21 protein-coding genes are annotated in these 21,666 nt (G+C 64.0%); 6 read left to right on the top strand and 15 right to left on the bottom strand.

From position 1 onward, the window contains the following. Positions 1-8: 8 nt before the first annotated feature. On the bottom strand, positions 9-1,934 hold the full coding sequence (gene uvrC / locus HMP06_RS03845) for an excinuclease ABC subunit UvrC (RefSeq protein WP_176495911.1): 1,926 nt from the start codon (positions 1,932-1,934) through the stop codon (positions 9-11). Positions 1,935-2,019: 85 nt separating this feature from the next. Here uvrC and HMP06_RS03840 point away from each other — a divergent pair, with 85 nt between their 5' ends. Beyond that, positions 2,020-2,364, top strand: a complete 345-nt coding sequence (locus HMP06_RS03840) for a hypothetical protein (protein ID WP_176495910.1) — start codon at positions 2,020-2,022, stop codon at positions 2,362-2,364. A 21-nt stretch (positions 2,365-2,385) separates the two neighbouring features. Here HMP06_RS03840 and HMP06_RS03835 read toward each other — a convergent pair whose 3' ends face one another. From HMP06_RS03835 to HMP06_RS03810, 6 genes are all read right to left on the bottom strand, one after another. Beyond that, positions 2,386-2,721, bottom strand: a complete 336-nt coding sequence (locus HMP06_RS03835; RefSeq protein ID WP_176495909.1) for a hypothetical protein — start codon at positions 2,719-2,721, stop codon at positions 2,386-2,388. Positions 2,722-2,828: 107 nt separating this feature from the next. Next, a complete protein-coding gene (locus HMP06_RS03830; RefSeq protein ID WP_176495908.1) occupies positions 2,829-3,395 on the bottom strand; it encodes a F0F1 ATP synthase subunit B family protein in 567 nt (188 codons plus the stop codon). Next, positions 3,388-3,882, bottom strand: a complete 495-nt coding sequence (locus HMP06_RS03825) for a F0F1 ATP synthase subunit B family protein (protein ID WP_176495907.1) — start codon at positions 3,880-3,882, stop codon at positions 3,388-3,390. The genes HMP06_RS03830 and HMP06_RS03825 overlap by 8 nt, the downstream gene beginning before the upstream one ends. A gap of 15 nt (positions 3,883-3,897) precedes the next feature. After that, positions 3,898-4,110 (bottom strand): F0F1 ATP synthase subunit C, encoded by a 213-nt coding sequence (locus tag HMP06_RS03820; protein ID WP_010164404.1) that lies wholly within the window; start codon positions 4,108-4,110, stop codon positions 3,898-3,900. Positions 4,111-4,170: 60 nt separating this feature from the next. Next, on the bottom strand, positions 4,171-4,953 hold the full coding sequence (locus tag HMP06_RS03815) for a F0F1 ATP synthase subunit A (RefSeq protein WP_176495906.1): 783 nt from the start codon (positions 4,951-4,953) through the stop codon (positions 4,171-4,173). Next, positions 4,950-5,234, bottom strand: a complete 285-nt coding sequence (locus HMP06_RS03810; protein WP_176495905.1) for an AtpZ/AtpI family protein — start codon at positions 5,232-5,234, stop codon at positions 4,950-4,952. Before HMP06_RS03810 ends, HMP06_RS03815 begins: the two co-directional genes overlap by 4 nt. 206 nt (positions 5,235-5,440) lie before the next feature. Here HMP06_RS03810 and radC point away from each other — a divergent pair, with 206 nt between their 5' ends. Beyond that, positions 5,441-6,124 carry a RadC family protein gene (radC, locus tag HMP06_RS03805; protein WP_176495904.1) on the top strand — a complete coding sequence of 228 codons (684 nt, stop codon included), beginning with the start codon at positions 5,441-5,443 and terminating at the stop codon, positions 6,122-6,124. A gap of 400 nt (positions 6,125-6,524) precedes the next feature. Here radC and HMP06_RS03800 read toward each other — a convergent pair whose 3' ends face one another. After that, a complete protein-coding gene (locus tag HMP06_RS03800) occupies positions 6,525-7,877 on the bottom strand; it encodes an IS1380 family transposase (RefSeq protein ID WP_176495742.1) in 1,353 nt (450 codons plus the stop codon). Between the two features lie 122 nt (positions 7,878-7,999). Next, the gene (locus tag HMP06_RS03795; RefSeq protein ID WP_176495903.1) at positions 8,000-8,467 is read right to left on the bottom strand and encodes an EF-hand domain-containing protein; all 468 of its coding nucleotides are present in this window, start codon (positions 8,465-8,467) and stop codon (positions 8,000-8,002) included. Between the two features lie 216 nt (positions 8,468-8,683). Here HMP06_RS03795 and purB point away from each other — a divergent pair, with 216 nt between their 5' ends. Both purB and HMP06_RS03785 read left to right on the top strand, forming a co-directional pair. Further along, on the top strand, positions 8,684-9,994 hold the full coding sequence (purB, locus tag HMP06_RS03790; RefSeq protein ID WP_176495902.1) for an adenylosuccinate lyase: 1,311 nt from the start codon (positions 8,684-8,686) through the stop codon (positions 9,992-9,994). Next, positions 9,991-11,511, top strand: a complete 1,521-nt coding sequence (locus HMP06_RS03785; protein WP_176495901.1) for an ArnT family glycosyltransferase — start codon at positions 9,991-9,993, stop codon at positions 11,509-11,511. Before purB ends, HMP06_RS03785 begins: the two co-directional genes overlap by 4 nt. Before the next feature lie 344 nt (positions 11,512-11,855). Here the strand turns inward: HMP06_RS03785 and dnaJ are convergent, their stop codons facing one another. Together dnaJ and dnaK are read right to left on the bottom strand one after the other, a co-directional pair. Then, a complete protein-coding gene (dnaJ, locus tag HMP06_RS03780) occupies positions 11,856-12,968 on the bottom strand; it encodes a molecular chaperone DnaJ (protein WP_176495900.1) in 1,113 nt (370 codons plus the stop codon). 68 nt (positions 12,969-13,036) lie between these two features. Beyond that, a complete protein-coding gene (gene dnaK / locus HMP06_RS03775; RefSeq protein ID WP_176495899.1) occupies positions 13,037-14,935 on the bottom strand; it encodes a molecular chaperone DnaK in 1,899 nt (632 codons plus the stop codon). A 162-nt stretch (positions 14,936-15,097) separates the two neighbouring features. Between dnaK and HMP06_RS03770 the strand changes: the two genes are divergently transcribed. Next, the gene (locus HMP06_RS03770; protein ID WP_176495898.1) at positions 15,098-15,538 is read left to right on the top strand and encodes a copper chaperone PCu(A)C; all 441 of its coding nucleotides are present in this window, start codon (positions 15,098-15,100) and stop codon (positions 15,536-15,538) included. Further along, positions 15,535-15,984 carry a vgr related protein gene (locus HMP06_RS03765; protein WP_176495897.1) on the top strand — a complete coding sequence of 150 codons (450 nt, stop codon included), beginning with the start codon at positions 15,535-15,537 and terminating at the stop codon, positions 15,982-15,984. Before HMP06_RS03770 ends, HMP06_RS03765 begins: the two co-directional genes overlap by 4 nt. 50 nt (positions 15,985-16,034) lie before the next feature. On the opposite strand, the gene HMP06_RS03760 is transcribed toward HMP06_RS03765, so the two are convergent. The 4 genes from HMP06_RS03760 to HMP06_RS03745 form a co-directional block, all read right to left on the bottom strand. After that, entirely contained in the window at positions 16,035-16,589 is a 555-nt protein-coding gene (locus HMP06_RS03760) for a hypothetical protein (protein ID WP_176495896.1), read from the bottom strand. Between the two features lie 321 nt (positions 16,590-16,910). Then, a complete protein-coding gene (locus HMP06_RS03755; RefSeq protein ID WP_232089853.1) occupies positions 16,911-18,740 on the bottom strand; it encodes a sensor histidine kinase in 1,830 nt (609 codons plus the stop codon). Between the two features lie 50 nt (positions 18,741-18,790). After that, a complete protein-coding gene (locus tag HMP06_RS03750; protein WP_176495894.1) occupies positions 18,791-20,692 on the bottom strand; it encodes a putative bifunctional diguanylate cyclase/phosphodiesterase in 1,902 nt (633 codons plus the stop codon). Positions 20,693-20,778: 86 nt separating this feature from the next. Continuing rightward, positions 20,779-21,663 (bottom strand): ROK family protein, encoded by an 885-nt coding sequence (locus HMP06_RS03745; RefSeq protein WP_176495893.1) that lies wholly within the window; start codon positions 21,661-21,663, stop codon positions 20,779-20,781. Positions 21,664-21,666: the final 3 nt, after the last annotated feature.

Below are 21,666 nucleotides of genomic sequence, written 5' to 3'. Positions count from 1 at the left end.
CAACCCCCTCACCGCGCATGGAAAAAGTCGTAAAGCTGCTGCGCCACCGCCGCGCTCACCCCCGGTGCCTTCTGCAGGTCCTCCAGACTCGCCCCCCGCACCGCCCGCGCCGTGCCGAAGTGCATCAGCAGCGCCTTCTTCCGCGCAGGCCCAATCCCCGGCACGTCATCCAAAGGTGACGCGCCAATCGCCTTCGCCCGTTTCGCCCGGTGCGCGCCGATCGCGAAGCGATGCACTTCGTCGCGCAGCCGCTGGAGGTAGAACAGCACCGGCGCGTTGACCGGGAGCTGGAACTCGCGCCCGTCGAGCAGGTGGAACACTTCGCGCCCGTCGCGGCCGTGCATCGGGCCCTTGGCGATGCCGACCAGGCACACGTCCTCGATCCCCATCTCCTCGAGCACCGTCTTGACCGCGTTCAACTGCCCGCGCCCGCCGTCGATCAGCACCAGATCGGGCCAATCACCCGCATCGCGATCCGGATCCTCGCTCTGTGCCCGCGCGAAGCGCCGCTGGAACACTTCGCGCATCATCCCGAAATCGTCGCCCGGTTTTGTCTCGGGGTTCTTGATGTTGAACTTGCGATACTGGCCCTTGCGGAATCCCTCCGGCCCCGCGACGACCATCGCGCCGACCGCATTGGTCCCCTGGATATGGCTGTTGTCATAGACTTCGATCCGATCGGGCGGCTCGGCCAGGTCGAACAATTCCGCCACTTCGCGCAGCAATTTGGCTTGCGTCGTGCTCTCCGCCAGCCGCCGGTCGAGCGCTTCCTCGGCATTCCGCTTGGCTTGGTCGAGCAGCCGCCGCCGCGTGCCGCGCTGCGGCATCGACAGCGTCACCTTGAAGCCGACCCCCGCCCCCAGCGCCTCGCCGAGCAATTCGCCCTCGTCCAGATCGCGGTCGAGGAAGATCGTCTTGGGCGGCGGCACTTCCTCGTAAAATTGCGCGAGGAAGCCGGTCAGGATCTCATCCTCGGGCACATCGGCGGTGTGCGCCGGGAAGAAGCTGCGATGCCCCCAATTCTGCCCGCCACGAATGAAGAAGGCCTGGATGCCGATCACACCGTTCTTGTTGGCCATCGCGAAGATGTCGACATCGCCCATCCCCTCAGCATTGATCGCCTGGCTGCCCTGAATGAAAGTCAGCGCGCGCAGCCGGTCGCGCAGGATCGCGGCGAGCTCGAAATCCATCGCCGCCGCGGCGACCTCCATCTGCCCGCCGAGCTTGGCCTGCACTTGCGTAGATTTGCCCGCGAGGAAGTCCTTCGCGTCGCTCACCAGATCGGCATAGCCTTCCGTGTCGATCCGCCCGACGCACGGCGCCGAGCATCGCTTGATCTGGTACAGCAGGCACGGCCGATCGCGATTCTTGAAGAAGCCATCGGTGCAGCTCCGCAACAGGAACAGCTTCTGCAGCGCGTTGAGCGTGTTGTTGACGCTGCCCGCACTGGCGAACGGCCCATAATAATTCCCCTTCGCCCGCCGCGCCCCGCGATGCTTCTGGATCCGCGGAAAGTCGTGATCGGCGCGGAGCAGGATGAAGGGAAAGCTCTTATCGTCGCGCAACAGCACGTTATACGCCGGGCGATAGCGCTTGATCAGCTGCGCTTCGAGCAGCAGCGCCTCCGCCTCATTATTGGTCGTGACGATCGTCATGCTGCGGGTCTGCGCGACCATCCGCTGCAGCCGCTTGGTCAGCCGCTCGACCTGCGTGTAATTGGTGACGCGGTTCTTGAGCGCCTTGGCCTTGCCGACATACAGCACGTCGCCGCGCGCATCCTGCATCCGGTACACACCGGGCCGCGCGGGCAGCGTCGCGAGCACGTTGCGGATCGCCGCGATCCCCGCCTCCAGATCGGGCGCATCCCCCGCCCCGCGCACGGCAAAGGTCGATTTCTCTTCATTGAAACGATCGGGAGCATCGGGACGGGACATAGCCGACGATCTAGGCATTCCCGCGGGCAGATGCCACGGCCTTCATCGCTGGGTTCGACGACGGCGCGGTGCTAACAGCGCCGTCATGTATATCTCGATCACTGGCCTGAAGCTAAAAGGCCCGCTCTCCGCACCGCGCTTCTGGTGGCATGCGCTGCGCTCGATGGCGCAGGCCCGCAAGGCGCCCGGCATCCTTTCAGTCGATGCGCGGCTGATCGACGGCATCCACCATACGCTGACAGTGTGGCAAGACCGCGCGGCGATGCTCGCCTATCTGCGCAGCGGCGCGCATCTGCAGGCGATGCGGGCGTTCCACGGCATCGCGACCGGCGCGGTCATGGGGTATGAGGCCGATACGTCACCGACCTGGAAGGAGCTTCCCGCGCTCTGGCGTGACCGCGGGCGGTGGGTGACGCCGGGCAAGACGTGATGCCCTGCCCGGCGCGATCCCTTACTTGATCGCGGCCAGATCAGCCTTGACCTTGGCCAGCGCCGCATCGCTCAGCGCGCCTTGCGACATCGGCGCGACTTGGTTGAGCGACATGCCCTTGAACTGATCGTACATCGGATGCGCAGTGATGTTCGCCAGATCGGCGTCGAGCACCGCCTTGGCGGCAGGATCGGACGCGATCGTTTCGATCGGCGTGTCGAGCGTGAACTTAGCGGTGCCTTCAGCGGCGGGCGCGGCAGGCACAGCAACCGCCGGGGCGGCGGGTGCGGGCGCAGTCTGGGCGGCAAGCGGGGCGGCGGTCAGCGCGACGATCGCAGCAAAAAGGACAGACTTCATGGGGGAGCCTCTTTCGAAAAGAAAGCGGCGCGAATCGCCGCTGATCGCTGTGTAGCGAAATCAGTGGCAAAACGAAATGGACCCGCCGGACGGCGGGCCGGCACGCTTCAGTTGAAGCGGCCAAGCCCGGAAATGGTACGGTCGACCAGCGCCTTGTCGGCGTCGGCGCCGTGGCGTTCGGCGATGATCGCGGCGGCGGCACGTGCCGCTGCGTCGGCTGCCAGCGCGCGGACCTCGGCGATCGCACCGCGCTCGGCGGCGGCGATCTTGTCCTCGGCCATCGTCTGGCGACGCGCGATGAGATCGGTCAGATCGGCTTCCGCCTTGGCCAGCATCGCTGCGGCTTCAGCCTCAGCCTGCGCGACGATCGCGGCGGCATCACCAGCGCTTGCCGCATTGCGTGCCTTGGCTTCGGCGAGTTGTGCCTCGGCCTCGGCACGGAGCTTGGAGGCTTCGTCGAGTTGGTTGCGAATGGTCGCGATCCGCGCATCGAGCGCGCCGGCGATCATCTTGGGCACCTTCTGCCAGATCATGATGCCGATCACGACCAGCATCGACAGAGCTACGAAGCCCGGTGCGGTTATGCCCAGGAAGGAGGGTTCGTGATGCAGCTCGGCCACGCCGGTATGCGCAACGGTGTTGAGCGTGGTCGATTCGACCGCAGGATTAGCCATGTGCCAGTTCCGCCTTAACGCGCATTTCGATAGTCGCGCGGTCGACCGCCACGCCCGAAAGCTTGGCGACGATCTGCTCGACCGCATCGGTGGTCGCGGTCTCGATTTCCGCCAGTGCGGCGGTCTTCGAGGTTTCGATCTTGCCGGTCGCAGTGGCAAGTTGCTCCGCCATCGCGGCATCGCTCGTCTTCAGACTGGCCTCGGTGCTCGCGGTCGCCCGCAGCTTGGCTGCACCGATCGCGACCGTCGCCTTGCTGCGCGCGGACTCGAGCCCGGCTTGATAGTCACGCTCGGACGCGAGCGCGGTCGCGCGCGCGCCCTCTGCCGCGGCGATGTCCCCCTGGATACGAGCGTTGCGGTCTTCGACCGTCTTCTCGATCTTAGGAACCATCGCCTTGCCGATCCCGAAATAGATCAGCGCGAAGACGATCGCGAGCCAGAACAGCTGCGATGCGTAGATCTCGCCGATTTGGGATAGCTGCGGCATGGGGCGCGCTCGCTCTTACTTGACGACGAAGAGGATGAGGATCGCGACGACGAACGCGATCAGGCCCAACAGCTCCGATGCGGCGAAGCCGATGAACAGGCGACCCTGCTGGCCGTCTGCCGCGCCGGGGTTGCGCAGTGCGCCTTCAAGGAACGAGCCGAACACGTTGCCCACGCCGAGTGCGGCGAGACCGACACCGATCGCTGCCAGGCCGGCACCGATGTACATTGCACCAAGATCAGTCATGATTAACTCCCTAGAAATACGGTAGATTGGTTGTTGAAAACTCTAGTGCAGATGCACCGCGTCGTGAAGGTACAGCGACGTGAGCAAGGCGAACACATAGGCCTGGATCGCGCAGACCAGCAGCTCGAGCGCGCTGACCCCGACGATCATGATGAAGCTGAGCACGCCGACGACCGACCCGAGGCCGCCGCCTGCGCTGAAGCCCTGCACCACGAAGCTGCCGAACACTTCGAGCAGGATGTGGCCCGCCGTCATCGCGACGAACAGTCGCAGCGCGAGCGAGAAAGGACGCACCATGAACGACACGAACTCGACCGGAATGATCACCGGCATCAGCCACAGCGGAGCACCGTGCGGCACGAACAGCGTGAAGAACTTCAGCCCATGCTTCCAGAAGCCGACGCCGAGCACGATCGCAAACGACAGGAACGCCAGCACCGCGGTCACCGTGATATGGCTCGTCACCGCAAAGGTGTGCAGCCCCGGCACGATCGACAGCGGCAGGACACCCACCAGATTGGCGAACAGGATGAAGTAGAAGAGCGAGAAGATGTACGGCGCGAATTTCTTGCCGCCGCTGCCGATGTTCACCGACACCATATTGTCGATGAAGCTGACCGCGTCTTCCGCGGCAACCTGCCAGCGGCCTGGCACGAGCTGGCGCTTCAAACCGCCCGAGATGAACACCGCGAGCAACACGAACACGACGACCATGAACAGCGCCGAGTTGGTGAAGGACACGTCATAGCCGAACAGCTCGATATGGCGGCCCAGGACGGGCTCCACCATAAACTGTTCCATCGGATCGATTTTGCCGGCGCTCACTCAGCACGCTCCTTAGAGATCTTCATGATATTGAGGAACGCCCCGACAATCGCGAGCGTCAGGACGATCAGCAGTCCCCAGGGGGACGTACCCAGCCACTGATCAATCGCCCAGCCCATCACACCACCGCCAAACAAGGCGCCGAGCAGCAGAGCGAGAACCTTCGAACCCTGCCCATAGCCCTTGGCTTGCGGCACCGACACGCCACCGCGCGACTGTCCGGCCGCTTTTGCCGAAGCAATGCGGGCGTCCAAATCGTCAGTCTGGCGGTCGTCGGCCAAGGGCGGCTATCCTGATAAGAAAACGCCGCGATGCTGTTGGCACCGCGACGATGGACATCGGGGAACAACGATGGCCTGAACCAGGCCGCCGTTTCACGGGCCGTTTAGGAAGGTGACCGGGGGGTGTCAACTCTTGTGCGCGCGCCCTGCGCGTTCCCATGCGATCCGTTGCGCATCGGCACGCGGGGAGATAGTCCTTGGAACCGATGAGCAACCCTGCCCCCGATCATGCCGGACATCGCGGGCGGCTTCGCCAGCGGTTGCTCGAACAGGGTGGCGAGGGTCTGCTCGATCACGAATTGATCGAGTATCTGCTGGCGCTTGCGATCCCACGGCGCGACACCAAACCGCTCGCCAAGGCGCTGCTGGCGGAGTTCGGCGGCATCGGCGGGCTGTTCACTGCCGATGCCGAAGCATTGATGCGCGTTTCCGGGATGGGCGAAACGAGCGCCGCCGCAATCAAGATCGTGCAGGTCGCCGCGTTGCGCCTGCTTCGCGCAGAGGCAAGCGCAAAGCCGGTGCTAGCAAGCTGGCAAGCGCTGATCGATTATCTTCACGTCGACATGGCGCATCGAACGACCGAGCGTGTCCGCGTCCTCCACCTCAATACGCGCAACGTCCTGATCCGCGATGAGGTGATGAGCGACGGGTCGATCGATGAAGCCGCAGTGTACGTGCGCGAAGTGATCCGCCGCGCGATTGATCTGGGCTCGGCGGCGATCATCCTGGTGCACAATCACCCCAGCGGCGACCCGGCACCGAGCCGCGCGGACATCGACTTGACTCGAAAGGTCGCCGAGGCCGGCAAGCGGCTCGGCATCGCGCTGCACGATCATATCATCATCGGCGCAAGCGGACATTCGAGCTTGCGGGCGATGGGCTTGCTATAGCCTTGCCTCCGGTCAAGTGACCCGCTCGTTTCGAGCGTACTGACCTAGCCCAACCCCGTTCGGGCTGAGCCTGTCGAAACCCTGCCTGCAACAACTGCTTCGGGAAGTGTGTCAAGCAGCCCTTCGACAAGCTCCGGGCATACGGGATCGCTGCACCCCGTTAAGCGCACACTGCTCCAGACGCGCAAAAACCGCCGCCCCGGCTTGGGGCGGCGGCCTTCGTAAATCAGGCGTTTAGCCTGATCTATTCACCGGCAGCGTTTCTCAGCCGATGGGTCAGCGCAGGCGTCGTGTAGCCGCAGGCAGGGCGCATGGGTCCCAAGCGCCTGTCTCATCGCGGGTTCACAGTTTGGGGCGGAGTTGATGGGCGGGGTTCGTTTGGCGGCCACTGCCGCATCGATCATGGTCCCGTGGTGCGCAAGTTGAGCGCGATGGATCGGAACAGCGCGGCATCGGGACAGGCGCTTGCGAAGGCGATGCGGATGCGGCTGGTGGTTTCGACGACGCGCGCGGCGACCTTGAGCAGCCGCAGGCGGATGGTCGCGAACTCGGCGGTGCGGAGCGTGGCGGTTGCGGGCATAGCGTGCCGCACGGCCCACATCAGCCAGTAGGCGGCGGTGTGAAGGATGAGCCGCATCTGATTGGCGTTGGCCGAGCAGCAGGAGGTTCGGTCGCTCTTCAGCTGCGTTTTATGCAGCTTGATCAAGTTTTCCGCCTGGCCGCGGGCGCAGTAAAGCGTGTCATAGATCCGTTCAGCGCTGCCCTCGGCAAGCGAGGTGACAACGAGGCGGATGTCGAGGCCGAGGCTGCTCGCCTCGATGCGAGCAACGACGCGACGTTCGGTATTCCCCCAGGTTTTCGCAGCGTAGCGCGTCTCTGCGTAACGCCTTAGTTCGACCAGTCCCTGCAATGCCCGGTCGGTCGCGCAGGCATCGCCTTCCCGAACGATGACGGGATCGGCGTGGAGCGTGCGGTTGCCGGGCAGCCCGAAGATGTAGTCGATTCCGTTCGCCTCGCACCAGGCCATCGGCTCTGGCCGACCGTAATGACCATCGCCGCGCAGCGTGATCCGGGTATCGGGCCAGTGGCGACGGATACGTCGCACGAGCCGGCGAACATGGCCGGCGACTTCCTTGCCCGACGGCGTTTTGCCGGTGCGCAGCAGCATCGCAACCGGCCGCCCGGTAGCGGTGTCGTAGACATGGATCGGCAGGAAGCAGCGCTCGCCGTAGTGGCCGTTCCAGAAAGAGAGCTGCTGCGCGCCGTGTACGACGTCGACGGTATCATCGATGTCGAGCGTCACCGCCGCAGGTGGCACGGGGTAGCTCGCGCAATAAAGGTCGACCAGCGTACCGGTCAGACGGATCAACTCGCGCGTAGTCGGCGCGTTTTCCCACCGGCTCATCGTCGGCTGGCTGGCCAGCCCGAACGGATCACCCGGCAGTTTGCCGAGCGCCAGCTTGAACCCTGGATCATGCCGCAGGGCGTCGAGATCATTGGCGTCTTCATACCCACACGAGATCGCGAGCATGCGGGCGCGCAAGATGTCGGCGACCCGGTGGATCACCCGACCCTGATCGCGCGGATCAGCGATGCAGGCGGCGAGCCGATCCGCGATCCCCAACCGCCGCTCGGCCTGTGCGAGCAGTAGCACGCCGCCGTCCGACGTCAGCCGACCGCCGTCGAACGCGGCGGTGATTTTTCGACCACGAATGGCTGGGAAGGTGAAGGAGAACCCACTATCGTCGGCCATGGCGGTCGTGGCACTTTCTGTCTGGAGCAGAGGGATGGCGTAAGCACCCTTTCTCTACTCCAAACCAAAGACTTAGACCACGATCGCCACCACCGATTATCGCTCCCGATGAATAATCCGGGTTAGCCCTTTTGCGACAGGAAACCCGTAAGCTCGGTTTGCGACACCTTTTTGTTCTTGTCGGTATCGGCCTGCGCGAATGCCTGGTTCAGCCACGACTTCGTGGCGGGTGTCGTGGCCTTGGTCGATGGATCGCTCGCAGTCTTCAGCGCGACCATCCACGTGCCGAATTCCTTGGCGCTCAGATTCCCGTCGCCATTCTTGTCGTAATTCGGGAATTCCTTCGTCACGACATCGGCCACCTGCGTCGCTGCGGCCGGCTGGGTTGCGGCGACCGCATCCTGCGCCGGGACGGCCATCGATTCGGCCGGAGCCGCTGTCTGCGGCGCGGGTTGCGACACCATTGCTGGGTCAGTCGTCGACGGCGCCGTCGGGGGCGTTTGCTGCGACATGTCCTGCGCCGGGGCGATCTGCGCGAGAGCAGGCGCAGAAAAAGCCATGGCGCTTGCAAGAAATGCGTATTTCAACATCGGATGTCTCCATCGTTCGATTAAAACTCTTGGTCGGGCCGACCAGTGCGTTTCATGCAACCACCGATCGTACCGCAAGATGTTCAACCGCCATGCAGTCGAAACGCTCCCGATTCGGCCGATTTGAAGGCGCGCCCCGTCCCTGCTAACGCGCAGCCTGTCGTGGTTTGGAGCCGATTCCGCGATGGCCCGTCCCTGCCGACCCAAGGAAACCCAATGATTCCCCGTTATTCCCGCCCCGACATGGTCGCGATCTGGACGCCGGAGGCGCGTTTCCGCATTTGGTTCGAGATCGAAGCGCACGCGACCGATGCGCTGGCGGAGCTGGGTGTGGTGCCGAAGGAAGCCGCCGCCGCGATCTGGGAACGCGGGGCGTTCGAGGTCGAGCGGATCGACGAGATCGAGCGCGAGACCAAGCATGACGTGATCGCCTTCCTAACCAACGTCGCCGAACATGTCGGCCCGGAAGCGCGCTTCATGCACCAGGGCATGACCTCGTCCGACGTGCTCGACACCTGCCTGTCGGTACAGCTCGCGCGCGCGAGCGATCTGCTGCTCGCCGATCTCGACGCGTTGCTGGCGGTGCTGAAGCGCCGCGCGATCGAACATAAGATGACGCCGACGATCGGCCGCAGCCACGGCATCCATGCCGAGCCGGTCACCTTCGGGCTGAAGCTCGCGCAAGCCTATGCCGAATTCGCCCGCAACCGTGCGCGCCTCGTCGCGGCGCGCGCCGACATCGCCACCTGCGCGATTTCGGGCGCGGTCGGCACCTTCGCCAATATCGATCCGTTCGTGGAGGCGCATGTCGCCGAGAAGCTCGGCCTCACGATCGAACCCGTTTCGACCCAGGTCATCCCGCGCGACCGCCACGCGATGTTCTTCGCCACCTTGGGCGTGATCGCCTCCTCGATCGAGCGCCTCGCAACCGAAGTGCGCCATTTGCAGCGCACCGAAGTGCTCGAGGCCGAAGAGTTCTTCTCGCCCGGCCAAAAGGGCTCCTCGGCGATGCCGCACAAGCGCAACCCGGTCCTGACCGAAAACCTGACCGGCCTTGCTCGCATGGTGCGCGGCTACGTCACCCCCGCGCTGGAAAATGTGGCGTTGTGGCACGAGCGCGACATCTCGCACTCCTCGGTGGAGCGCTATATCGGTCCCGACGCGACGATCACGCTCGACTTCGCGCTGGCGCGGCTGACCGGCGTGATGGACAAGCTCGTCGTCTATCCGGCGCGGATGGACAAGAACCTCAACAAGATGGGCGGCCTCGTCCATTCGCAGCGCGTGCTACTCGCGCTCACGCAAGCGGGAGTCAGCCGCGAAGACGCTTACCGCCTGGTCCAGCGCAACGCGATGAAGGTGTGGGATTCGGACGGCGCACTGTCGCTGATGGAATTGCTCAAGGCCGATCCCGAAGTCACCGCCGCGCTTTCGGTGGCGGAGATCGAGGACAAGTTCGACCTCGGCTATCACCTGAAGCATGTCGACACGATCTTCACGCGGGTGTTCGGCGACGCCACCGCGTGAACCAACCGCGCGCCGCCTCGCAGATGCTGATCGCGCGCGCCGCCTTGGCGGTGGCCGCGCTCGCTTTTGCCTGGGGGGCGGCGCGGCTCGGCCTGCACGCGGCGGATGCGTTCGCCGATCCGTTCGGGCGCGATTATGGCGAGGGCGTGGTGTGGCAGCAGATGCTGCGCATCATCGACGGCACGGGCTATGCGCCGCTGCAGGAATTCCCGGCGTTCGTGTTCAATTATCCGCCGGTCTATCATCTGGTGACGGCGGCGACGGCATCAGCGCTAGGGCTTGATCAGCTCTTCGCCGGGCGGCTCGTATCGCTCCTTTCGACGATCATTGCGGCGATTCTGGCAGGCGTGGTGACCGGCAGCGCAATTGGGCGGGGTGAAGACCGGCGCGTGCGGCTCGTCGCCGGGGCAATCACCGCGCTGAGTTTCGCCACCCTCCCGCTGTGGCTCACCTCGGCGCTGCTGATGCAGATCGACATGCTGGCGCTGGCCTTCACGATGGCCGGGCTGGTGCTGGTCGTGCGCGCGGTGGAGCGGCCGGGCCTCGCGATCGGCGCGGGCGTGCTGTTCACGATCGCGCTTTACACCCGCCAGACCAGCCTGCCCGCCCCCGCCGCCGCCTTCCTGATCCTGCTGGTTGCCCGCCCGCGCGCCGCATGGCTGCTGCTCGGCAGTGCGATCGTGTCGTCGCTGATCGCGCTCGGCCTGATCCAGGCCACGCAAGCGTCCGCGTTCCTCACCAACATCATTTTCTACAATCTCAACCGGATCGCGTGGGACCATGCGACTAAGGCGCTGCTCGTGCTGCTGGCGAACATCGTGCCGATCGCACTCGGCGGCATCGGGTTCGCCGTGACGTGGCGCCGACTCGATCCACGCCGCTGGCGGCAGTGGCGCGAGCGGATGGCGACCGAAAGCGGACTGGCGGCGAGCGCAATCGTCCTGTTCATGGTGGTGATCAAGACGCTGATGCTGCCAATGATCCTGAAATCCGGCGCCAACGACAATTATCTGATCGATTGGTTCGCCGGACTCGCGATCCTGACCGGCCTTGCGATCGTGCCGGTGATTCGCGCCGCCACCGCGCATTCATCTGCCCCCAGCGGGGTACTACTGCTGCTGATCGGGCTGGGCCTGCCGATCCAGATGCTAGATCCACCGATCGCGCCTGATCCCGCCAGCACCCAAAACCGCGCAGCGATGCAGGCGCTGGTCGCGCGCGTGCGGGCAAGTACGAAGCCGGTGGTGAGCGACGACATGGTGCTGCTCCGCCGCGCCGGGCAAGCGGTGGTCTGGGAACCGGCGATGATCGCCGAATTGGGCAGCGCGGGCGTGTACGACCAGGCAAGGCTCGCGGCGCACGTCCGGCGTGGCGATTTCGGGTTCTTCGTGACGCATGGCGACCGCGGCGATCTGATCTACGATCAGCGCTTCACGCCCGTCATCGCCGACGCGATCGACACAGCCTATCCGCGACGCGAGCGGGTCGGTCCACTAACGCTGCATTTGCCGCGCTAAAAGCGAACTTCGAACACCAAAGACTCCATTTGGAGGTTTGGATTCGCGCCTCGAACGGTCACGATTGCATTTGCTGCATGTGCGAAAGCGCGTAACAAAGTTGCGCAAAAGTGTAATAATCTCCAGATGTGTCGGTGCCGGAACGAACCGGCAAACGGAGACCCAACGATGCGCATTATCGAAAAGCTGGCCAGCGGCCTGATCGCCGCGGCCGGTGTCGCGCTGTTGGTAGAGGTCACCCTGATCCTCTGACCCATCAGCCCAAACCGCCCCTGCTTCTGTCGGGGCGGCCCGGCTGGGGTCGGGAGTCTAACATCAGGGGCGAGCCATCTGCCCGCGCCGGGTCAGCCCCAGGCGCTCTTCATTTTCTGAAAGAAACCCGTGCTCTGTGGGCATTCCTTGCCCGTCTCGGTCGCGCGGAATTCCTCAAGCAATTCGCGCTGACGACCGGTGAGGTTGCTCGGTGTTTCGACTTCGATACGGATCACAAGGTCGCCGCGCCCGCGCCCTTGCAGCACGGGCATACCTGCACCCCGCTGACGCAGTTCGCGCCCGCTTTGCGTGCCCGCCGGAATCTTGATCGGATGGCGCACGCCGTCCGGCCCTGGAATATGGATCTCCCCGCCAAGCGACGCGGTCGTGAAGCTGATCGGCGCGCGCGCGAACAGGGTATTCCCCTCGCGCTCGAACAGCGGGTGCCGCGCGACATGCAGGAAGATGTAGAGATCACCCGCGGGCGCGCCGCGCATGCCGGCCTCACCCTCGCCGGTCAGGCGGACGCGCGTCCCCTCATCGACACCGGGGGGAATGTTGACGGTGCGCGTCTTGGTTTTTTCGATGCGACCCTCGCCGCGGCAATTACCGCAGGGATCAGCGATCGTCTGACCGGCGCCGTGGCACGATGGGCATGTCCGCTCAACCACGAAGAAGCCCTGTTGCGCCCGCACCTTACCATGGCCGTGGCATGTCGCGCAGGTTTTGGCCGAAGTGCCTTTGGTTGCGCCGCTGCCGTTACAGACATCGCACGCGCCAGTGACGTCGATCGTAATCTCGGTCGCTTTGCCGTGGAAAGCGTCTTCGAGCGTGATCTCCATGTCGTAGCGCAAGTCCGCGCCACGACGCGGGCCACTGGCACCGCCACGCTGCCCACCCATGAACTCGCCAAAGATATTCTCGAAAATATCGGAGAAGGCGCTGAAATCCTGCGCGCCGCCGCCACCGCCCTGCTGCTTGAACGCGGCATGGCCATAGCGATCATAGGCCGCACGCTTTTGCGGATCCTTCAGGCAATCATAGGCCTCGCTGATCGACTTGAAGCGCGCCTCGGAATCGCTGCACCCGGGATTCTTGTCCGGGTGATAGCGCATCGCCAAGCGCCGATAAGAGGATTTGAGCGTACCATCATCGGCATCGCGCTCGCATTCCAGCAATTCGTAGAAATCAACTTCGGTCGTCATGCTTGGCCCCCGCCCTGCCCGTCATCCACGCACATAGAGCACGGATGACGGGAGGTGCGCATCAGTTTTTACGCTTTGGTATCATCGACTTCGGAGAATTCCGCGTCGACGACGTCTTCCTTCGGCGCGTCTGCCTCGCCCGCTGGCGATGCCTCGGCCTGGGCCTGCTTCTCGTAGATCGCCTGACCGAGCTTCATCGCGACCTGCTGGAACTTCTCGCTCTCGGCCTTCATCGCCTCAGCATCGTCACCTTCGAGAACGGTCTTCGCCGCGGCAATCGCTGCCTCGATCTCGCCCTTCAGGCCTGCATCGACCTTGTCACCATTGTCGGCCAACTGACGCTCGGTCGTGTGGACCAGCCCGTCGAGCGTGTTGCGCGCTTCGGCCGCAGCACGACGCTTCTTGTCCTCCTCGGCGAACTGCTCGGCGTCACGCACCATCTGCTCGATGTCGCGGTCCGACAGGCCACCCGAGGCCTGGATGCGGATCTGCTGCTCCTTGCCGGTGCCCTTGTCCTTGGCCGACACGTTGACCAGACCATTGGCATCGATGTCGAACGTGACCTCGATTTGCGGCACGCCGCGCGGTGCAGGCGGAATGCCGACCAGATCGAACTGGCCGAGCATCTTGTTATCCGCCGCCATTTCGCGCTCGCCCTGGAACACCCGGATGGTGACCGCCTGCTGGTTGTCGTCCGCGGTCGAATAGGTCTGCGACTTCTTGGTCGGGATCGTGGTGTTGCGATCAATCATGCGGGTGAACACGCCACCCAGCGTCTCGATGCCGAGCGACAATGGCGTCACGTCGAGCAACAGCACGTCCTTGACGTCACCCTGCAGCACGCCCGCCTGGATTGCGGCACCCATCGCCACGACTTCGTCGGGATTGACGCCCGAATGCGGCTCCTTGCCGAAGAAGTCCTTCACGACCTGGCGGACCTTGGGCATACGCGTCATACCGCCGACGAGCACCACTTCGGTGATGTCGGCTGCCTTGACGCCCGCATCGGCGAGCGCCTTGCGGCACGGCTCGAGCGTACGCTGGATCAAATCGTCAACCAGCCGTTCGAGGTCCGAACGGGTGATCTGCTTGACGAGATGCTTCGGACCGGTCGCGTCCGCCGTGATGAAGGGCAGATTGACTTCGGTCGTCGCTGCCGATGACAGCTCGATCTTCGCCTTCTCGGCCGCTTCCTTCAGACGCTGGAGCGCCAATTTGTCCTTGGTAAGGTCGATCCCTTCAGCCTTCTTGAAGTCGTCCGACAGGAAATTGAGCAGCTTGTTGTCGAAATCCTCGCCGCCCAGGAACGTGTCACCATTGGTCGCCTTCACTTCGAACACGCCGTCGCCGATCTCGAGGATCGAGATGTCGAAGGTGCCGCCGCCAAGGTCATAGACCGCGATCGTCTTGTTGGTGTCCTTGTCGAGGCCATAGGCCAGCGCCGCTGCGGTCGGCTCATTGATGATGCGCAGCACTTCGAGACCCGCGATCTGCCCGGCGTCCTTGGTCGCCTGGCGCTGCGCGTCGTTGAAGTAGGCCGGAACGGTGATAACCGCCTGCGTGACCGTCTCGCCGAGATACGCCTCAGCGGTTTCCTTCATCTTCTGCAGCGTGAACGCCGAAATCTGCGACGGGCTGTAATCCTTGTCGCCTGCCTTCACCCACGCATCGCCGTTCTGGCCCTTGACGATGGTGTAAGGAACCAGCTCGGTGTCCTTCTTGGTGATGGGATCGTCGAAGCGGCGGCCGATCAGTCGCTTCACGGCGAAGATCGTGTTCTCGGGGTTGGTGACCGCCTGGCGCTTGGCCGGCTGGCCGACCAGCCGCTCGCCATCCTTGGCAAACGCGACGATCGACGGCGTGGTGCGCGCGCCCTCGGCGTTTTCGATGACCTTGGGCTTGCCGCCTTCCATCACGGATACGCAGCTATTGGTCGTGCCGAGATCGATTCCGATTACTTTTGCCATTGGTCCTCTGGGGCCCCCGTCTGTCAAAAAATTGCCATTCCGCCGCGCCCTCAGATCAAGCGACGCGACACTCACCCGGCGGATATAGGGGGGCTTTCGCTTGTCGCAAGATTTCACCGCACGTACAGAAGCGCGTGTTGTTCCCAACATGGGAGAAAGTCGTTGTTCCGTCGGTTCCTCAGTGTCGCCCTGCTTCCCCTCGCCGCGTGCACCCAGCCGCCGCCCGCGCTGTCGGTCGACAAGGGCTATATCCGCCTGAATGCGGTGCCGAGCCGCCCGGCAGTGGCCTATTTCACCATCCACGGCGGCACCTCAGACGTGACGCTGCTGTCGGTCAGCACCGCGGTATCGGTAAAGAGCGAGCTGCATGAATCGATGAGCTCGGGCAACATGGCGAAGATGACGCCGATCGGAGATTTTCCGGTTCGTGCCGGTTCCACCAATGTCTTCGCACCCGGCGGCAAGCATTTGATGCTGTTCGATATGAACCCCGGGATCAAGCCCGGGCGCGCGGTCAAGCTGACCTTCACCTTCTCGAACAATCAGCGGATCGACCTCGGCGTGCCGACGATCGCGGCGGGTGCGCCCGCGCCCAAGGAATGAGCGCACGGCCGCTGACCTCGGCCGAAATCGCCATGGCCCGCAGCGTGTTCGGCGACGCGATCGATTATGCGCCGGTGCGGATCGAACAGCGCAAATGGGCCTTTTTCCAACCACGCGAGACCGTGATGGCGCCGACCGGGTGCATTCATTTCCACCCCAAGGGCACGCGCTATCGCGATGATTTTGCGTGTGGAAACCTCGATGATCAGGGCCTGCTGATCCACGAATTGACGCATATCTGGCAAAGCCAAAACGGGATTTACCTGCCGCTAAGACGCCATCCCTTCTGCCGCTACGATTACGCAATTCGCGCCGGACTGCCGCTCAAGCGCTACGGTATCGAACAGCAGGCCGAGATCGTGCGGCATACCTTCGTGCTACGCCACGGCGGCTTCATCCGCGGCGCGATGCCGCTGGCGACGCTCGAGGGGATTTTGCCCTTCTAGCGTGATGGAAAGCTGCCTTGCGCCGCAAGCGGGAATGGCTGAAATTCGTGTTAGCTGCCATCGCTCAATGCTCGTTCAAAAGCCGAGCGAGCGGTATCTGTGTCGAATGGCGCGGCGCTCAAATCCGGAAACATTTTCGTTTTGCGGGCAATTTCGTTGAACCGACCAGCGGCCATGCCCGCGCGGTGGCTGGCGACAAGATTTGCATCGTTTGAAGACCAGTCGGCATCATTCAAGAAACCACTGTAAAAGGCACGAAAAACCTGATCCCGCGCGCCAAAATATCCGACGATCGGTTCCAATCGTTCGATCGCCGTGTCGACCAGCAACGCCTCATCGCCTGCGCCAAATCTGTGAAGCCACGTGCGAGCTAGGGAGAGTGCTTCATCGACGCGCTTGTCGCTGTTTTTAATTACCTCGACCGACGCGTTGATACCTTCATCCCAGATGGTCACCCAACCATCTTGAAAATCAACTGAATGAGGGAGACCGTCTGCGAGGCGAACGATTGCCTCGCCGCCCACGGGAATCTCAAACACATCGCATTGCATTTCGATGAAGATCGTGAGGGGTCGGTCGCCCTTGTTCCGTATCGGTAAGCGCATTTAGCCAGATCGCCTCGAAAGCGTTAAACTGACATGATAGCTTAATGTCTGCAATTGGGGCGAAAGCGGAAATCGACTGTCCTACAACCGCGCGGCCATGCCATACTGGCCGGGCTCTTTGAACGTGTTGGCTTCATGGATCGCGCCTTGTCCGACGGCGCGCCACACGTAAGGGCGATCCCGCGCCAGGGCGAAAGCCGTTTATCCCTAAACTTCGCCTAAACTTCCGCGGTCCCGGACCGTTCGCGCGATGCCATGCGCCGCCGGCCCGTACCCCCGCTTGGTGTGACGTTTGCGACTTTACGGAGCCGCCCGCACCCCTCAGGCTGCGCGCTCCAGCCCCGCCGCTTCCGCCAGCTCCAGCGTCAGCACCGCGACCGCACCCCGGCCCGGCCCGGCACTCTCCAGCTTCAGGCCCCCGCCCATCGCGTTCATCGAATTGGCGCACCAGTGCAGCCCGAGCCCGCCCGATTTGTGCTGTCGCGTGGAAAAGCCGCGCTGGAACAGGGTTGGCGTCTGGTCGGCGGCAAAGCCCTCGCCATCATCGCGGATTGCGATTCGCGCGGTATCGCCGACGTGCTCGATCGTCACGGTGATGCAGCCGCTCGCCGTGCCCGTCGCGGCGATCGCATCGGCCGCGTTCGAAAAGAGGTTGCCGATCACCTGGCTCAGGATGATGCGGCTAGCCAGTACCCGGCACGGATGCGCCGGGAAGCTGAAGGCGATCGACACAGCGCCCGAATAGCGCGCGATCGTGGCATTCTTGGCGATGATCTCGGTCACGTCGCACGGCTCGAGCGCGGGGCGTTCGTGCGCGGCGCTTTGCTGCGCGCCGATGATTTCCAGCACATGACTCATCGCCTCGCGTCCGATCTGCAATTCCTGACGGCGCGCGTCACGGTCCCGCTTCTCGGCGTCGAGGGCGGCGGTCACGAAAGCGATCAGCTTTGCACGGCGTGGCCCCGGCACATCGTCGGTTGCCAGCTCGGCCATGGCCCGGTCGAGCACGGAGCGGTCGATCGGCGGCGCTTGCGCGATGCCCTGCGACAGGATCGTGCTGATCGGATTGAGCGCATTGCGAACATTGTGCATCACCGCGACCGCGCTCTCGCTCTTGCCCAGCGCAAAGCTCTGCACTTCCAGCCGTTCGCGCAAGTCCTTCAATTGTTGCAGCATCGCGTTGAAACTGTTGCCGAGCGAGCCGATCTCGTCCTTGCGCACTTCATCCGGCAGCAGGCCAAGCGACCCCGAAGTGCGCACCACCTGCATATGGCTTTCGACGCGCGCCAGCGGGCGCAGCACCAGCGTCGTGATCATCCGCCGCAGCATCGCCAGCACGACGAGGAGCAACAGCGTAGATCCGGCGACTGCCAGCCAAAGCATGCGCTGGCCGAGCACCGAAATGTCGCGCGGCACGGTGAAGGCGGCACTCGCCACGGCACGGCCGTCACTGCCGCGGATCGGCACCGCGATCCGCATGGTCGCGCGCGCGGCGGTAATCATATTGGCATCCGGCGCGACATCCAGGTCGAGCGTCGCGGGCAGTTGCAGCACGTCCGACAGTGCCTTCGACGTAATCCGCCGCGCCATCAGCACATAGCCGCGCGGCGCGCCGGTGCCATCGCTGCGGCGCACCTTGGCCACGCCGATCGCCGCCAGCTCGCGTCCAAGCCGCAGATAATAGCTGCCCGAACTCTTCGCGCCCAGGAACCGCCGAAAATCGGTCTGCGTGAGCGCCGCGGCAAAGGCCGCGCGCTGATCGGGTCGATCCACGTTGCGCACGGCATCGCGCCAGCGCACGATCGCGATCCGTCCGTCATTGCCGATATAGGCCATGCCATCGACGTTGAGATTCGCCATGGCGAGCGGCGAGAAACTCTCGCGTTCGAACTCGCGATTGGGACGGGCCATATACTCATAGCTTGACGTCCAGTCGCCATAATCGCGTACAGCCCCCTCAACCTTCGACGCGAAATCGCTGAGCGCGGCGCGGGTCCGCTCGACATGCGCGTCGATCGATTTGGTCTCTAACTGATTGAAACTCGGGATGATCAGCGCGGCGAGCAAGGCCGTCAACGCGATCGATCCGACGAGGCCGACCGCGGTCAGGATAAGGACGAGCTTCGCGCCGAGCGAGCTGGGATTGCGCAACCGCCCGACCCTGCCCCTGACCCCGCTTTGCACGGAACGGAGCGGTGCCATCAGCCGTGCGTCCCGTGACCCGCTTCGACATCCTCAGCGGTATCGTAGACCGCGGTGGGATCAACAATGAAACGGGCTTCGGCGATGCCGCGTGCTACATCCTGCGCGACCGGGCGCGACAGGAGATAGCCCTGCATGTGGCTACATCCCGCGACACGCAGGGCTTGCAATTGCGCCTCGGTCTCGACGCCCTCGGCGACCACGCCAAGCCCCAGCGCGCGACCGAGATGAATGATCGAATGGACGATCGCGGCCGATTCGCGTTCACGGCCCATGCCGTCGATGAAGCTGCGGTCGATCTTCAGGCAATCGAGTGCGAATTTTCGAATGTTGTAGAGCGAAGAATAGCCCGTGCCGAAATCGTCGAGCGCGATGCGGAAGCCCATTTGGCGCAATTTATAGAGCGTGTCGGCAGCCCGATCGGCATCGTCGAAGATCGCGGTTTCGGTGATCTCGATCTGCACCCGCTGCGGCGCGACGCCGGCGCGCTGCACGCTTTCAACCAGACGGCCGACGAAATTGTGACGGCGGAACTGGCGCGGGCTGAAATTGACCGAGACATATTGGCTCGGCCATTCCGCCAGCACCTTGAGCGATTCGGCCAGCACCCAGTCGCCAAGTTCGTGAATCAGGTTCGATTCCTCGGCAATCGGGATGAACACCGCCGGGCTGATCGGCCCGTGATCCTCGGTGTTCCAGCGCAGCAACGCCTCGAACCCGACGACTTCGAGCTCTTCGCGCGCGACGATCGGCTGATAGACCAGGCTAAGTTCGCCCTTGGCGATTGCCTGTGACAAGCCGCCTTCGATTGCGCGGCGCAGGCGGATATTCTCGTCCATGCCCTCGTCGAACACGCGGACGATTCCGCGCCCGTCGCGCTTGGCGTCGTTGAGCGCGAGATCGGCGCGGCGCATCAGATCGGTCGGATCGCGGCTTTCGCCCGGCTCGGTGACGATCAGGCCGATCGAGGCGCCGCCCTGAACCGAATTGCCGAGCACCTTGAATGTGCCCGAGCATGCCTTCAAAATGCGCGTGCATTCCATCTCGGCAGCTTCCGCGCCGGGGGAATCGAACAATAAGCCGAACTCGTCGCCGCCCAGCCGCGCGACCAAACCACCTGCGGGGATATGCACCTGCAAGATGCCGCAGATCGTGCGGATGAGTTCGTCGCCAGCGAGGTGGCCGAGCGTGTCGTTGACCAGTTTGAAGCGGTCGAGATCGACCATAGCAACTGCGAACTGGGCGGTGCTGCGCGCGCGGTCGGTCAGCGCGCGACGGAACGCCAGCCGGTTGGGTGCCTCCGTCAGCGAATCGTGGTTCGCCATGTGGATCGCGCGGCTTTCGTTCGCGGCGAGTTCGTGGCCCTGCTCCTGCAATTGCACGACCTGAGCCGCCAGAATTTCGCGTGCCGTTGCCAATTCGCGGTCGCCTTGCCAGCGATGCGCCAGTGCGGTCGCCATCTGCGTGACCTCGGCCACTTCGAACGGCTTGGCGATGTAGAAGATCTTGTCGGCTGGGCCTGCCGCCTTGGAAATCTCGATCGGCGAGAAATCGGAAAAACCGGTGACGATGACGAGGTTGATATTGGGATCGAGCGCACGAATCCGGACCGCAGTTTCCTTGCCGTCGATGCCCGGTGGCATGCGGACGTCGATGAAGGCGACCGCGTACGGGTCGCCATTGCGGATCGCCGCTTCCACCGCTGCGACGCCGTCCAGGCCTTGCATCGCGTGGGTCAGGACGAACTGGGGGTCGGCGTCTGGATTGTCCGCATCGTCGTCGGCACCGAACAGTTCGGCCGCCATCGCGTCGAGCGCGCCGGTGTCGGCGGAGACCGGCGCGAAGCTGCGCCGATAGCTATCGTGCATGGCCGGTTCGTCGTCGACGATCAGTATTCGCATATCGGCACCGCCCGTAAGATCATTGGGCGCGTCGGCCCGTTGCAATGGGGTAAGCGGATACGGTTAAAGCGGGGTAAACACGTAGTTTATCGGAGTGCACGCACGCCCAGTTCAACTGCGCCTAGCGGCCCCGCCATTCCCCCCAGCGCAGCAGGCACGACATAGTCATCGATCGGCAGCAATCCGATGGCCGAAACATAGCCGCCGAGGCTGTCGACAAGCTTCGCGCGGATCGCGGGGAAGAGATGCTGCGTACCGACCATCACCCCACCGCCCAGCACGATCCGTCTCGGAATTCCAGTAAGGACCAGCATGTGGCAAAGCTGCGCCAACGTATGCGCCACCCCGTCCCACGCCGGATCATCGATCGGCAGATCCTGCGCCGCGACTCCGGTACGGGCGCGAATCGCGGTCCCGGAAACCAGACCCTCGACGCAGGCGCCGTGAAAGGTGCACGACCCCGGCCACGCGTCGCCGGGCGCTCGCGTCGGCCGGATATGCCCAAGCTCAGGGTGCGTCAGCCCGGCAACCGGATCACCGCCCAGCACCAGCCCGACCCCGACGCCGGTCCCCACGGTGACATAGGCATGATCAGCCACGTCGCGCGCAGCGCCCCAACGACCTTCGCCAAGGGCCGCGCCATTCACGTCGCTGTCGAACCCGAACGGCACACCCGCAACGCGCCCCAGCCGCATGCCAACATCGGTATTCGACCAGCCCGGCTTGGTCGCCGCGGTAATAAAACCGTAATTCGGCGCGCTACAATCGAGCGAGACCGGCCCGAAGCTTGCAATACCGAGTGCATCATAGCCCGACCATCGGCGCAGCACTTGCTCGACCGCGCCGAGCGTTTCGTCGGGCGCAATCGTCGGAATGGTCACGCGGTCGCGCACATCGTCCGGCCCACTGGCGAGAACGCAGATGACCTTTGTTCCCCCAAGTTCGACGCCAGCGACCAGTGGGTCGGTCACTCG

Source organism: Sphingomonas sp. HMP6, assembly GCF_013374095.1.
Taxonomy (GTDB): Bacteria; Pseudomonadota; Alphaproteobacteria; order Sphingomonadales; family Sphingomonadaceae; genus Sphingomonas.
The sequence above is the reverse complement of the archived record's forward strand: the minus strand, read 5'-3'. Positions and strand labels throughout refer to the sequence as shown.

Bases quoted from the DNA above. Each gene is read 5' to 3' on its own strand.
- uvrC (WP_176495911.1), bottom strand. From the start codon at position 1,934: ATGTCCCGTCCCGATGCTCCCGATCGTTTCAATGAAGAGAAATCGACC.
- HMP06_RS03840 (WP_176495910.1), top strand. From the start codon at position 2,020: ATGTATATCTCGATCACTGGCCTGAAGCTAAAAGGCCCGCTCTCCGCA.
- HMP06_RS03835 (WP_176495909.1), bottom strand. From the start codon at position 2,721: ATGAAGTCTGTCCTTTTTGCTGCGATCGTCGCGCTGACCGCCGCCCCG.
- HMP06_RS03830 (WP_176495908.1), bottom strand. From the start codon at position 3,395: ATGGCTAATCCTGCGGTCGAATCGACCACGCTCAACACCGTTGCGCAT.
- HMP06_RS03825 (WP_176495907.1), bottom strand. From the start codon at position 3,882: ATGCCGCAGCTATCCCAAATCGGCGAGATCTACGCATCGCAGCTGTTC.
- HMP06_RS03820 (WP_010164404.1), bottom strand. From the start codon at position 4,110: ATGTACATCGGTGCCGGCCTGGCAGCGATCGGTGTCGGTCTCGCCGCA.
- radC (WP_176495904.1), top strand. From the start codon at position 5,441: ATGAGCAACCCTGCCCCCGATCATGCCGGACATCGCGGGCGGCTTCGC.
- HMP06_RS03800 (WP_176495742.1), bottom strand. From the start codon at position 7,877: ATGGCCGACGATAGTGGGTTCTCCTTCACCTTCCCAGCCATTCGTGGT.
- HMP06_RS03795 (WP_176495903.1), bottom strand. From the start codon at position 8,467: ATGTTGAAATACGCATTTCTTGCAAGCGCCATGGCTTTTTCTGCGCCT.
- purB (WP_176495902.1), top strand. From the start codon at position 8,684: ATGATTCCCCGTTATTCCCGCCCCGACATGGTCGCGATCTGGACGCCG.
- dnaJ (WP_176495900.1), bottom strand. From the start codon at position 12,968: ATGACGACCGAAGTTGATTTCTACGAATTGCTGGAATGCGAGCGCGAT.
- dnaK (WP_176495899.1), bottom strand. From the start codon at position 14,935: ATGGCAAAAGTAATCGGAATCGATCTCGGCACGACCAATAGCTGCGTA.
- HMP06_RS03765 (WP_176495897.1), top strand. From the start codon at position 15,535: ATGAGCGCACGGCCGCTGACCTCGGCCGAAATCGCCATGGCCCGCAGC.
- HMP06_RS03760 (WP_176495896.1), bottom strand. From the start codon at position 16,589: ATGCGCTTACCGATACGGAACAAGGGCGACCGACCCCTCACGATCTTC.
- HMP06_RS03750 (WP_176495894.1), bottom strand. From the start codon at position 20,692: ATGCGAATACTGATCGTCGACGACGAACCGGCCATGCACGATAGCTAT.